The sequence below is a fragment of the Actinoplanes sp. NBC_00393 genome (genome assembly GCF_036053395.1).
In the GTDB taxonomy this organism is placed as follows: Bacteria; Actinomycetota; Actinomycetes; order Mycobacteriales; family Micromonosporaceae; genus Actinoplanes.
Window position 1 is genome coordinate 10150489 of record NZ_CP107942.1, and the last position, 12139, is coordinate 10162627.

Below are 12139 nucleotides of genomic sequence, written 5' to 3' on the forward strand. Positions count from 1 at the left end.
CCGCGCCGGATGGCGTGGCCCGCGCCTTGGCCTGGTAGGAATGATCCGTGCCGATCAAACGGGTGGTGGCGCCGCAGATCGACTTCTCGGTGCTGCGGCGGGAACTGGGGTTGCCGGGCGAGTTCCCGGAGGCTGTGCTCGCCGAGGCTGAGGAAGTGGCGCGGGCGACGCCGCTGCCGGTCACGGACCGTACTGATGTTCCGTTTCTGACCTTGGATCCGGCGTCGTCACAGGACCTTGACCAGGCGATGCATCTGAGTCGGCGGGACGGTGGTTACCGGATTCGGTACGCGATTGCCGACGTTGCCACGTTTGTGCGCCCGGGTGGGCCGCTGGAGGCGGAGAGTTGGGCTCGGGGGCAGACGATCTACCTGCCGGACGGGCGGATTCCGCTGCATCCGCCGGTGCTCAGTGAGGGCGCGGTCAGCCTGCTTCCGGATGTGGATCGTGCGGCCGTGGTCTGGACGATCGACCTGGATGCTGACGGTGAGACGGTCGGGGTGCACCTGGAACGGGCTCGGGTTCGCAGCCGGGCCAAGCTGGACTACGCCGGGGTGCAGCGGGAGATCGATGCGGGCGCCGCGCCGGAGGCGGTGCTTCTGCTGATCGAGATCGGTACGCTGCTGGCGCGCCGGGCGGCCGAGCGGGGTGCGGTCAACCTTCCGCTGCCGGCCCAGGAGGTCGAGCGGGACGGCGACGGCTGGCGGCTCGTGCTGGAGGCGCCGCTGCCGATCGAGGAGCACAACGCGCAGATCTCCCTGCTCACCGGGATGGCGGCTGCTCGAATCATGCTGGACGGTGGGATCGGCCTGCTGCGGACCATGCCGTCGCCGAAACCGGAGGCGGTGGCGAAACTGCGGGTCGCGGCAGAAGCGCTCGGCGTGCCGTGGCCGGCCGAGGCGCCGGTCTCCGAGGTGGTGGCCGGGGTGAACCCGGCGGAACCGCGCGGTGCGGCCTTCCTGGATCAGGCTGCTGACCTGCTGCGCGGGGCCGCGTACACGGCGTTCGGCGTGCCGGCGGGGACGCTGCCGGGCGGCAATGGCGGGTCGGCGTCTGTGCCTGGCGGCAGCGGTGGGGCGGCCTCTGTGCCTGGTGGCAACGGTCGGCCGGCGTCTCTGCCTGGTGAGCTGGCGCCGGCCGAGGCTGGGCATGGTGGGGTGGGCGCGCCGTATGCGCACGTCACGGCACCGCTGCGGCGGCTGGCGGACCGGTACGCGACGGAGGTCTGCCTGGCCTTGTACGAGGGGCGGCCCGTGCCGGAGTGGGTGATCGAGGCGCTGCCGCGCCTGCCGAAGACGATGTCCAGCACTGACCGGGTGGCTTCGGCGGCGAACCGGGGTGCGATCGACCTGGCCGAGGCAGTGCTGTTGCGGGACCGAGTCGGCGAGGTCTTCGAGGCGGCTGTGCTGGATAGTGACGAGCCGTCCGCGAAGCGTCCGGCCGGCGGCACGATCGCCATCGACGATCCGGCGGTTCGGGCCAAATGCCTCGGCGACCTGCCACTGGGTCAACGGATCCAGGTGCGCCTCACTGCTGCCGACCCCGCCACTCACACGGTCCGCTTCGAACGCGCCTGACCAGCCCGCCCGAGCCCCGCGGGCTCGAAGTGGCATGGGTGGGGTGGTCAGGCGGGTCACCTGCTCGGGCTGGGCAGGAAGTGTGGCTACCAGTTCGGGCCGCGCGGGAGTGCGGCCACCTGCTCGGGGCAGAAAGGCAGGGCGGTCACAGGCACAGGGTGGGCTGGCAGCGCGACCACCTGCTTAAGCCCGGCGGACGCGCTGAGGCCTGGAGTGGGCTGGTGGCCGCGTGGTAGAGCGGGGACGGGGATCGATTCGGTGGTGCGGTCGATCCCCGTACCGGAAATGGTTTTAGAAAGTGTGCTCTGCGGCGGGGAACTCGCCGCTGCGGACCTCGGCTGCGAATTGCCGCGTGGCTTCGGTCAGCGTGCCGGCCAGGTCGGCGTAGCGTTTCACGAAGCGGGGAGCCTTGCCGGTGCGCAGGCCGGCCATGTCCTGCCAGACCAGTACCTGGGCGTCGGTGTCGGGGCCGGCGCCGATGCCGACGGTGGGGATCGGCAGCTCCTTGGTGATCTGCTTGGAGACCTCGCCGGGGACCATCTCGAGGACCACGGCGAAGGCGCCGGCGTCGGCGACCGCGCGGGCGTCGGAGATGACCTCGGCGCCCTCGTTCTCGCGGCCCTGAACGCGGTAGCCGCCGATGGCGTGTTCGCGCTGCGGGGTGAAGCCGATGTGGGCCATCACCGGGATGCCGGCGCCGGTGATCGCCTCGATCTGCGGGGCCATGCGGCGGCCGCCCTCGAGTTTCACCGCGTGGCAGCCGCCTTCCTTCATGAATCGGACGGCGGTCCGCAAGGCCTGCGTCGGCCCCTCTTCGTAGGAGCCGAACGGCAGGTCGCCGACGATCAGCGCGGTCCTGGTGGCCCGCACCACCGCCTTGACCAGCGGCAACAGCTCGTCGACGGTGACCGGGACGGTGGTCTCGTAGCCGTAGACGTTGTTGGCGGCGGAGTCGCCGACGAGAAGGACGGGTACGCCGGACTGGTCGAAGATCGACGCCGTGTACATGTCGTAGGAGGTCAGCATGGGCCAGCGGTCGCCGCGGACCTTGGCGTTGAGCAGGTCGCGGGTGCGGACGCGACGGGTCGGCGGGCCGCCGTACAACGTGGGAATTTCCGACATTTCGTAAATCTCCTTCCCTCGTGGCCGCGTTAGTGCGGTCCCCGGGTGCGCCCATCGTCGCACCGTCGGCACGGCCTCGGTCAGGGGTCAGTGGAGGTTTTCACAACGCCTTGAGGCAGTCCCTCCCGGAACGCGATCGGGGAGGCCGATCCTCCCGGAACGCGATCAGGGAGGCCGATCCTGCCGGAGCGGGATCAGGAAGGCTGGCCCTCCCGGAAAGCGTTGGTGATGGGCAGCCGGCGATCCCGGCCGAACGCCTTGCCGGAGATCTTGGTGCCGGGCGCCGCCTGGCGCCGCTTGTACTCCGCGATGTCGATCATGCGCAGCACCCGGTCCACCAGCGCCGGGTCGTTGCCGGCCGCGATCAGCTCGGCGCGGCCCAGGTCGTGGTCCACGTAGCCCTTGATGATCGGGTCGAGCACCGAGTAGTCCGGCAGCGAGTCCGAATCCTTCTGATCGGGACGCAGCTCGGCGCTGGGCGCCTTGGTGATCGAGTTCTCCGGGATCGGCGGGTCGCCCTGGGTGTTCCGCCAGCGGGCCAGCTGCCACACCATGCTCTTCGGCACGTCCTTGAGCGGATTGAAGCCGCCCACCGAATCGCCGTAGAGCGTGGAGTAGCCGACCGCCAGCTCACTCTTGTTGCCGGTGGTCAGCACCAGGTGGCCCTCCTGGTTGGAGAGCGCCATGAGGATCACGCCGCGGACCCGGGCCTGCAGGTTCTCCACCGCGAGGCCGGAGAGCGACATGTTCGCCAGGAAGGTGTCGACCATCGGCTGGATCGGCTGCACCCGGTAGTCCAGGCCGGTGCGCTTGGCCAGGTCGGCCGCGTCGTCCTTGGAGTGCTCCGAGGAGTAGCCGCTGGGCAGGGAGACGCCGACCACCCGCTGCGGGCCGAGCGCGTCCACCGCGATCGCCGCGACCACCGCCGAGTCGATGCCGCCGGAGAGGCCGAACACCACCGACGGGAACCGGTTCTTGTTCACGTAGTCGCGCAGGCCGAGCACCAGCGCGGACCAGACCTCGGCCTCGTCGGCGACCCGCTCGGCGATCCCCCCGTTCCGCCGGTCGGCGCGGGCGATCAGCGTGGCCGGCGCGGCGACGCGGACGATCTCCATGTCGTCCTGGATCTCCTCCTCGACCTGCGGCTTCGCCGCGTCGGTCGAGCCTTCGGCGTTGGGCGCGGCGTCGGCGGCCGGCAGATCCAGATCGTGTACGAGCAGCTCCTCGCTGAACTGACCGGCCCGGGTGAGCAGTTCCCCGTCCGGCGAGACGATCATCGAGTCGCCGTCGAAGACCAGCTCGTCCTGCCCGCCGACGGCGTTCACGTACGCCACCGTCGCCCCGGCCTCGGCAGCCCGCCGCTGCACCAGCGGGAGACGGATGTCGTCCTTGTTCAACTCGTACGGCGACGCGTTGATGTTGACGACCAGGCCGGCCCCGGCGCGGCGGGCGGCGGTGAACGGGCCGCCGGCCTGCCAGATGTCCTCGCAGACGGTCAATGCCACGTCGATCCCGCCGAGCCGGACCACCGTCAGCGACGAACCCGGTTCGAAGTAGCGGTCCTCGTCGAAGACGCCGTAGTTGGGCAGGTGGTGCTTGAAGTAGGTGGCGACCACCTGACCGCCGTGCAGCAGCGCCGACGCGTCCCGCCGGCCGCTGCCCGCGACCGCGTCGGAGCTGGTGGGCGCGGGTCCGTCGGCGTCCACGTACCCCACCACGACGGCCACGTCGCCGAGCCCGTCCGCGGCGAGGTCGGCGGCGAGCGTACGCAGCGCCTGCTTCGACGCGTCGACGAACGAGTTGCGGAAGACCAGGTCCTCGATGGGGTAGCCGGTCAGCATCATCTCGGGGAAGGCGACCAGGTGCGCTCCGGCCTCCGCGGCCTGCCGGGACCAGCGGCGGATCGCCGCCGCGTTACCGGAAATGTCACCGACGGTCGAGTTCACTTGAGCGAGAGCGATGCGCAGCGTTGGCATGCTCAACATTCTTACCCGGGCCATCGGCGCAGGGCGCGGTCAGCGTAGTCTCGGCGGAAAGGATCGACACGGCGCGAGGGGTGGAAGTGGACCGACAGCAGGAGTTCGTGCTTCGTACGCTCGAGGAGCGCGACATCCGTTTTGTCCGGCTCTGGTTCACCGACGTGCTGGGCACCCTCAAGAGCGTCTCGGTCGCGCCCGCGGAGCTGGAGTCCGCGTTCGAGGAGGGCATCGGGATCGACGGCTCGGCGATCGAGGGCTTCGCCCGGGTCTACGAGTCCGACATGATCGCCATGCCGGATCCGACGACGTTCCAGGTCTTCCCGTTCGAGGGTGGGCAGAGCGGCGAGAGCGCCCGGATGTTCTGCGACATCCTGCTGCCCGACGGCAGCCCGGCCTGGGCCGACCCGCGCCACGTGCTGCGCCGCTCGCTGGCCAAGGCCGCCGAGAAGGGCTTCACCTTCTACACCCACCCCGAGGTCGAGTTCTTCCTGGTTCAGGACGGGCCGAACGACGGTTCGGTGCCGATCCCGGTGGACAGCGGCGGCTACTTCGACCACACCACCCACGCGGTGGCCCGCGACTTCCGCCGCCAGGCCGTGCTCGCCCTGGAGCGGATCGGCATCTCGGTGGAGTTCAGCCACCACGAGGTCGCGCCCGGCCAGCAGGAGATCGACCTGCGGTACGCGGACGCGCTGACCACCGCCGACAACATCATGACGTTCCGGCACGTGGTGAAGGAGGTGGCGCTCTCCCAGGGGGTGAAGGCCACCTTCATGCCGAAGCCGTACACCGATCAGCCCGGCTCCGGCATGCACACCCACCTGTCGCTGATGGAGGGCGAGCGCAACGCGTTCTTCGACAGCGAGGACCCGCAGCGGCTGTCCAAGACGGCGCGGGCGTTCATCGCCGGTCTGCTGGTGCACGCCCGGGAGTACACGGCGATCACCAACCAGTGGGTGAACTCGTACAAGCGGCTCTTCCCGCTGCAGCTGCCGGACCGGATCACCGAGTCCCCGGCGTTCGTGAGCTGGGGGCACCTCAACCGGTCCGCGCTGGTCCGGGTGCCGGCGTTCGGCAAGCCGAGCTCGGCGCGGGTGGAGGTCCGGTCGATCGACTCGGCCGCGAACCCGTACCTGGCTTTTGCCGTGATGCTCGGCGCCGGCCTCAAGGGCATCGAGGAGGGCTACGAGCTGCCCCCGGGCGCCGAGGACGACGTGTGGTCGCTGTCGCCGGCCGAGCGCAAGGCCGCGGGGTACGAAGCGCTGCCGGAGAACCTGTCCGAGGCGATCGACGTGATGTCCGGCTCTGAGCTGGTCGCCGAGGTGCTCGGCGAGCACGTCTTCGACTTCTTCCTCCGGAACAAGCGGGCCGAGTGGGAGCAGTTCCGCCGCGAGGTCACGCCGTACGAGCGTCAGCGCTACCTAGGCGCGCTCTGACATCGTCCTGAGACGCCAGGCGGCGACGGTCTGCGGACCGCCGCCGCCTGACTCGTTCGGCTGCCTGCGCTGGGGTGGGGGCGACCCCGTTGTCAGCCGAACTTCGAAGGCATCCGGTGAACTGCCCGTTCCCCAAGATCCAGTCCACCGGATGCCGGCTCGGTGAAGTTCTGCGGCCTGCTGTCCCGCCGCCAGGACCGCTTCGTGTCACGCTCGGGCCGCTCCCGGCACCACCGGTCGCGCCGGTCCCGGTCCCGGTCCCGATCGCCGCGCCGGTCGTCGCGCGCGGTGGCGGAGGGGCAGGCCGACGGCCGGGCGGAAGCCGCCGATCGGGACGGAGCGGCCGTTTCTCGCGCGCCGCCCTCCCGCCCGCTTCCTTCCTGCGCGCTCCCTTCCTGCGCGCCCTCTTCCTGCGCGCCCTCTTCCTGCGCGGCCCGCGACGGCGCGGGCCCCGATGACGCGGTGGCCGGGGTCGGCGTCGGGGTGATCTGCGGCTCAGGCCGTGGCGACGAGGCCACCGCGACCGGCGTCCCGGGCACTCCCGGGCCGGCCTGATCGGACCGAATGCCGGCGTTCGCCAGCAGCGCCACCCCGCCGACCGTGGCCGTCACGGCGAGCGCGGCCGCCGTCAGCTTGAGATTGAGCAACCGGGTGACCCGCGGCCCGCCACGGCTGCGGCCCGGCGACTCCGGCAGGTTGAAGACGCTGTCCGGGTTGGGCGACGAGGGCGACCCGCCCGCCCGGAACGCAGCCGCCGCCGCCTCCTCACCGGCCAGCTCGCGCGCGGTGCCGGGAGCGGTCGCCGCCGCCAGCAGCTCGCCCAGCGGATGCCCGGGTGGCAGGACGATCGGCATCGGTTCCCTGCTGTTCCGGTCCATCGGGCCTCCCTCCGGGCTGCTCATCTCCACTCCTTCAGCGCCGGAGCGGGCGAAGATGTCACCGGCTCCGCCGGCCGCAGATCCCGGGCCGCCGACTGAGCCACGCGCAGATGGCGAGATTCCCGAACATCCGAGCCTGGGTCACGCTCAGCCGAGCGAGGGCCTGAGCTTGGAACAGCTTCAGCCGCGCGAGGGCCCGGGCGTGGATCGCGCTGGGCCAGGCGCTGGGCCAGCTGCCGCAATCCTCGGTAGGCCGCGGTGCGCACCGCTCCGGCCCGCCGCCCAAGGATCTCGCCGGTGGTCCGGGCGTCCAGCCCGACCACCACGCGCAGCATCACGGCCTCGGCCATCTCCGGCGGCAGCGACGCGATCAGCGCGACCGCCGCATCCGTGGTGACCAGCTCCAGAGCCCGGTCCGCGGTGTCGTCGTCGGCGCGTACCTCGGCGAGCTGCTCGACCGGCGCGCTCGTCTGCGGACGCCGCCGCTGGGCACGCAGCAGGTCCATGGCCCGGTGCCGGGCGATCGTCACGGTCCAGCCGCGGAAGCCGTCCCAGTCCCCGCTGAACGAGCGCAGATCCCGGGCGATCTGGAACCAGGCCTCGGAGGCGACGTCCTCGGCGTCGTCGCCGACCAGCACCCGCAGATAGCGCAGCAGCGCCGGTTGCTGCCGCCGGTAGAGCTGCCGGAACGCGTCCTCGTCACCGGACTGCGCGGCGCGCACCACCGCGTCGGCGTCCTCCGGTGCCACCATCCACGACCTCCGCGCGTCTCGCCGCCGGGCCCGCGGGCGGACCGGGCTCCACTGCTTTCAGCGTCGATCGGTGGAAAAGTGTCACCGCACTTCCCGAGTCCGATCGACGCGGTAGATCGTCTCCGATACGGTCTGGACCTGACATCACGCGACAAGGGAGAGATCGTGCTGCAAGATCTGCTGGAGGGCGCCGGGCGAAGCATCGTGTTCGGGCTGATCGGAATCGGTCTGATGGCCGTTGGTTACGTGCTGATCGATCTGCTCACCCCGGGCAAGCTGCGGGACCTGATCTGGACGGAGCGTAACCCGAACGCGTCTCTGCTCCTCGCCGCCAACCAGCTCGGCATCGCCGCGATCGTCTTCACCGCGATCTTCACGAGCTACGACTCGTTCGGGCAGGGCGTCGCCTCCACGGTGCTCTTCGGCCTGGTCGGCATCGGCATCATGGGCCTGGCCTTCCTGGTCCTGGACTGGATGACCCCCGGCAAGCTCGGCGAGGTCATCTGCACCCCCGACCGCCACGGCGGCGCGATGGTCAGCGCAGCCTCGCACTTCGGCGCGGCCTTGATCGTCTGCGCCTGCATCTCCTGACCGCAAGCTCTGCAGCGCGCGTCCCGCAGGCACGTTTTTCTTGACGTACGCCCGACGCGCCCCCGCTCCACGCAACCCGCGGCCACCTGCGGCTCAAGGCCCCACCGCGGCCGCCGGGAAACACCAGGTGGCCGCGCGGCCAGCCCACCCTCAGCGCCAGCCGATCATCCCGGCTGGCGCTGAGTGCTGTCTCGGGCGGCCGGAGGCAGCCCTGACGGTCAGCTGGTTTGCTCGGCTGACGGTGAGTGCTGTCTCGGGCGGCCGGAGGCAGCCCTGACGGTCAGCTGGTCTGCTCGGCTGACGGTGAGTGCTGTCTCGGGCGGCCGGAGGCAGCCGTGACGGTCAGCTGGTCTGCTCGGCTGACGGTGAGTGCTGTGTCGGGCGGCCGGAGGCAGCCGTGACGGTCAGCTGGTCTGCTCGGCTGACGGTGAGTGCTGTCTCGGGCGGCCGGAGGCAGCCGTAGGGGTCAGCTGGAGGGTGTGGTGTTTCCCGGCGGGGGCGCTGGGGCCTGGACGGACTGCTTCGTCGCCGGGGAGCGGCGGGGGAGGTGTAGCTGGGGTTGGGGGCGGCATAGGTCGTACCGAGATGGGTTATTGACCTCGGCCGAAATCGCCGATGGCGGCGGCCATGCCCAGCCGGCGCACGCGGGGGAGGTCTTCGGCGATGGCGCCGGCCGCCATGATCAGCGGGATGGCGACCAGCTGGGCCACCGCGAGCATGTGCCCGAGGGGCGCGGTGGCCAGCACCGCGGCGGCCGTGACCAGGCGGTAAGGGATGCCAGGCAATCGCAGCAGGCGCAGGAAGCCGGCGTGGCCGAGCAGGTAGAGGGCTACGCCACCGGACAGGGCGAAGGCGGGGCCCCAGTGCAGGGGTTCGAAGGCGTGGCCGACCGTCTTCTTGATGCCGACGGCCATCACCACGATGCCGAGCAGCATCGGCAGGTGGGCGTATCCCCAGGCGTTGAGGGCGAGGCGGCTGCGCCGGCGCGGGTCGGTGACATGCGCGAGCACCTCCTCGGACCGCTTGTCGTCGCCGGCGAAATAGCACCACCAGAGGTAGTACGCGATGCCGAGGCCGAGTACGGCGACCAGGATCGTTCCGCCGTCGAGGCGGACGTCGCGGAAGCCCAGCCCGATCGCGATGATCGACTCGCCGATCGCAATGATCATGACCAGGGCGTGGCGTTCGACGAAGTGTGCGGCGGTGATCGCGTGCATCTCGATCGCGTGCAGGTAGCCGCCGCCGATCTGCACCAGCGGGGCCGCGATCCAGCACAGGTGCCGGTAGGGCTCGGGCAGCAGACCGCCGGCGAGCACCAGGCCGGCGGCGAGCAGGTTGAGCGGGCCGAGGGTGCGCATCATCCGGACCGCGCCCGGCCCGCCGTGCAGGAACAGCACCGAGTGGACCACGTTCACCACCACGTAGGCGGTGCCGAAGATCCAGCCGTAGTCACCGAACGCCTCCGGGATGGCTAGGGCCATCACCAGGAAACCGGCCATGCCGGCGAGCAAGAGGGTACGCCGCCCGCTGCTGGTCGGCCCGACCGCGTTGGTGAGCCAGGCGTAGCCGGAGTACATCCACCAGAGCACCAGCAGGATCAGGACCACGTCGAGCAGCCCGCCCGCCGAGAAGTCGTCGGCGAACGTCTCGCTGAGCTGCATGACCGTGAAGACGAAGACCAGATCGAAGAAGAGTTCCAGGGTGGACACCCGGAAACCGGCGGACTCCTGCGTCATGCCCGGCGAGCCTAGGCCAACTGCGTTTCCAGCGCGTGCGCCTCGGCGCGCAGCCGGGCTGCCTGGTCGGCGCGGCTGAGCCGGTCGTACTCCGCGGCGGCCGCCAGGCGCTCGTCGATCTCGGCGCGCACGATCCGCTCGATCTCCGCCTCGTCCTGCTCGCGCCGCGGCACCTCGGTGACGCCCAGCCCGGTCGCCGGCAGGCCGAGCGGCGAGTCCTGCGGGGCCACCGCCGCCGCGTTCTCGATCGCGGCGAGCGCGGAGCGCAGGGCGGACACGGCGGCCTGGTCGCGGGCTTTCATGGCGGTCGGCAGCGCCGCCTGCAGGCGGCTGCGCAAGGTCGTCATGGGAAGACCGTATCGAGGAGGGCGAACGGATATCTGACAAGATCACCCGATGGCCAACGACACCATCCACCTCGAACCGGTCACCGCGGACAACTGGCGGGACTGTGCCGGCCTCGCTGTTCACCCTCAGCAGCGGGACTTCGTGTCCGAGGTGACCTACTACCTCTGCCTGTGCAACTACGGCGACACCTGGAACCCGCTCGCCGTCTACCGGGGTGACGAGGTGGTCGGCTTCGTGATGTGGGGCGTCGACGACGATCAGAGCCGGTGGATCGGTGGCTTCGTGATCGATGCGAAACACCAGGGGCAGGGCATCGGTACGGCGGTGGTCGAACTGCTGCGGCAACAGCTGATCGCCGAGCCCGGCACCCCGAACGTGGCGCTCAGCTACCTGCCCGCCAACGAGGGGGCCCGCCGTCTCTACCTGTCGCTCGGCTTCGTGGAGACCGGCGAGACCGACGGCGACGAGGTGATCGCCCGGTGGACGGGTTCTGTCGTACCCCAGGTCTAGATTGCGGGGTGTGAACCGGACTGATCGCCTCTATGCCCTGGTGGAGGAGCTGCGCGCGGTGGCGCCGCGACCACGCAGCGCGCGCTGGCTGGCCGAGCGGTTCGAGGTCAGCGCGCGCACGGTGGAGCGTGACATCTCCGCGTTGCAGCAGTCCGGCACCCCGATCTACGCGGAGCCGGGCCGCACCGGCGGCTACTGCCTTGATCGTGCGCACACCCTGCCACCGGTCAACCTGACGCCGGAGGAGGCGGTTGCGATGGCGCTCGCGCTGCGCCGGATGGCCGGCACACCGTTCCGGCAGCCGGCGGCGAGCGCCCTGCGCAAGCTGGTCGCGGCGATGCACGCCGATGACGCGGCCGCAGCGCGGGCGATGGCCGAGCGGATCCATCTGGTCGGCGACACGCCACCGGCGACGATGCCGCGGCTGGCAGCCGGCACGCTGCCGGTGGGCCGGGTGCTGCGCATCGGCTATGCCGACCGGTACGGCGTCGTGACGACCCGGGAAATCGAGCCTCTGGGGTATGTCGGGGTCCGCGACCAGTGGTATCTGATCGCCTGGTGCCGGCTGCGCGGGTCGGTTCGGGTGTTCCGGCCGGACCGGATCACCGCGGTGACGCCGACCCGGGAGTCGGTGCCACCGCGGTCGCTGACCGAGGGCGATCTTGATATCCCGCCGGACCGGCTGCGCCGGCTGAGCCTGAGCTGACGCGCCCGCGCGGCTCGGTCAGGGGCGGGCCGGTGGGGTGAAGACGCCGAAAAGGGTGCCGGCCGGGTCGGCCAAGCGGGCGAAGACCAGGCCGCTCGGTTCACGCTGCGGGCCGACCAGGACCTTGCCGCCGGCCGCTTCGGCCTGGCGGCAGGCCGCCTCGGTGTCTGCCACCAGCACCATGAAGATCGCCTGGGGCGGGACCTTCCCGCCGGTGCCGTAGAAGCCGCCCAGCGGCGCGCCCCCACCCGGCCCGGTCACGATCCGGTAGGGCTGCCCGTCCGGCCCCACCGAGTCGTCGTCGTCCGCAAAGTTCCACCCGAACATCTGGCCGTAGAACCGCTCGGCCTCCTCCGGCCGGTCGGCGCCCACCTCGATCCAGCCGATCTGGTTCGTCGCGCTCACTGTCGATCCTTCCGTCATGCGGTCCGGCCGCCCCGGCCGGTAGCGGAAAGACTCGTCTCTCGCCGCGACAGCGTCCTGTCGGTGTTACGCCGCGGGTTC

Annotated in this window: 12 protein-coding genes; 5 read left to right on the forward strand and 7 right to left on the reverse strand. The window is 71.0% G+C overall.

The genetic code is table 11. From position 1 onward, the window contains the following. Positions 1-47 precede the first annotated feature (47 nt). Positions 48-1577: an RNB domain-containing ribonuclease gene (locus OHA21_RS47185; RefSeq protein ID WP_328466781.1), complete on the forward strand. Its 1530-nt coding sequence runs from the start codon at positions 48-50 to the stop codon at positions 1575-1577. A gap of 291 nt (positions 1578-1868) precedes the next feature. Here OHA21_RS47185 and panB read toward each other — a convergent pair whose 3' ends face one another. Beyond that, the gene (gene panB, locus OHA21_RS47190; RefSeq protein WP_328466783.1) at positions 1869-2699 is read right to left on the reverse strand and encodes a 3-methyl-2-oxobutanoate hydroxymethyltransferase; all 831 of its coding nucleotides are present in this window, start codon (positions 2697-2699) and stop codon (positions 1869-1871) included. Between the two features lie 194 nt (positions 2700-2893). Continuing rightward, positions 2894-4675, reverse strand: coding sequence for an NAD+ synthase (locus tag OHA21_RS47195; RefSeq protein WP_328466785.1), 1782 nt, complete (start codon positions 4673-4675; stop codon positions 2894-2896). An 86-nt stretch (positions 4676-4761) separates the two neighbouring features. Between OHA21_RS47195 and OHA21_RS47200 the strand changes: the two genes are divergently transcribed. Continuing rightward, complete coding sequence (locus tag OHA21_RS47200) at positions 4762-6114, forward strand: glutamine synthetase family protein (RefSeq protein WP_328466787.1); 1353 nt, start codon at positions 4762-4764, stop codon at positions 6112-6114. A gap of 92 nt (positions 6115-6206) precedes the next feature. On the opposite strand, the gene OHA21_RS47205 is transcribed toward OHA21_RS47200, so the two are convergent. Both OHA21_RS47205 and OHA21_RS47210 read right to left on the reverse strand, forming a co-directional pair. Then, positions 6207-7016 (reverse strand): hypothetical protein, encoded by an 810-nt coding sequence (locus OHA21_RS47205; protein ID WP_328466789.1) that lies wholly within the window; start codon positions 7014-7016, stop codon positions 6207-6209. Next, entirely contained in the window at positions 7013-7744 is a 732-nt protein-coding gene (locus OHA21_RS47210) for an RNA polymerase sigma factor (RefSeq protein WP_328466791.1), read from the reverse strand. The genes OHA21_RS47205 and OHA21_RS47210 overlap by 4 nt, the downstream gene beginning before the upstream one ends. Positions 7745-7909: 165 nt before the next feature. On the opposite strand from OHA21_RS47210, the gene OHA21_RS47215 reads away from it, so the two are divergent. Further along, positions 7910-8335 carry a DUF350 domain-containing protein gene (locus OHA21_RS47215; protein WP_328466793.1) on the forward strand — a complete coding sequence of 142 codons (426 nt, stop codon included), beginning with the start codon at positions 7910-7912 and terminating at the stop codon, positions 8333-8335. 590 nt (positions 8336-8925) lie between these two features. Here the strand turns inward: OHA21_RS47215 and OHA21_RS47220 are convergent. Both OHA21_RS47220 and OHA21_RS47225 read right to left on the reverse strand, forming a co-directional pair. Continuing rightward, positions 8926-10071: a low temperature requirement protein A gene (locus tag OHA21_RS47220; RefSeq protein WP_328466795.1), complete on the reverse strand. Its 1146-nt coding sequence runs from the start codon at positions 10069-10071 to the stop codon at positions 8926-8928. An 11-nt stretch (positions 10072-10082) separates the two neighbouring features. Beyond that, entirely contained in the window at positions 10083-10418 is a 336-nt protein-coding gene (locus OHA21_RS47225) for a hypothetical protein (protein ID WP_328466797.1), read from the reverse strand. A 49-nt stretch (positions 10419-10467) separates the two neighbouring features. On the opposite strand from OHA21_RS47225, the gene OHA21_RS47230 reads away from it, so the two are divergent. Together OHA21_RS47230 and OHA21_RS47235 are read left to right on the forward strand one after the other, a co-directional pair. Next, complete coding sequence (locus OHA21_RS47230) at positions 10468-10929, forward strand: GNAT family N-acetyltransferase (RefSeq protein WP_328466799.1); 462 nt, start codon at positions 10468-10470, stop codon at positions 10927-10929. Between the two features lie 10 nt (positions 10930-10939). Further along, entirely contained in the window at positions 10940-11635 is a 696-nt protein-coding gene (locus OHA21_RS47235; RefSeq protein WP_328466801.1) for a helix-turn-helix transcriptional regulator, read from the forward strand. An 18-nt stretch (positions 11636-11653) separates the two neighbouring features. On the opposite strand, the gene OHA21_RS47240 is transcribed toward OHA21_RS47235, so the two are convergent. Beyond that, on the reverse strand, positions 11654-12040 hold the full coding sequence (locus tag OHA21_RS47240) for a VOC family protein (protein ID WP_328466803.1): 387 nt from the start codon (positions 12038-12040) through the stop codon (positions 11654-11656). Positions 12041-12139 lie beyond the last annotated feature (99 nt).

Excerpts from the sequence above, each read along its gene's own strand:
- OHA21_RS47225 (WP_328466797.1), bottom strand. The coding sequence starts at position 10,418 with ATGACGACCTTGCGCAGCCGCCTGCAGGCGGCGCTGCCGACCGCCATG.
- OHA21_RS47210 (WP_328466791.1), bottom strand. The coding sequence starts at position 7,744 with ATGGTGGCACCGGAGGACGCCGACGCGGTGGTGCGCGCCGCGCAGTCC.
- panB (WP_328466783.1), bottom strand. The coding sequence starts at position 2,699 with ATGTCGGAAATTCCCACGTTGTACGGCGGCCCGCCGACCCGTCGCGTC.
- OHA21_RS47205 (WP_328466789.1), bottom strand. The coding sequence starts at position 7,016 with ATGAGCAGCCCGGAGGGAGGCCCGATGGACCGGAACAGCAGGGAACCG.
- OHA21_RS47230 (WP_328466799.1), top strand. The coding sequence starts at position 10,468 with ATGGCCAACGACACCATCCACCTCGAACCGGTCACCGCGGACAACTGG.
- OHA21_RS47220 (WP_328466795.1), bottom strand. The coding sequence starts at position 10,071 with ATGACGCAGGAGTCCGCCGGTTTCCGGGTGTCCACCCTGGAACTCTTC.
- OHA21_RS47195 (WP_328466785.1), bottom strand. The coding sequence starts at position 4,675 with ATGCCAACGCTGCGCATCGCTCTCGCTCAAGTGAACTCGACCGTCGGT.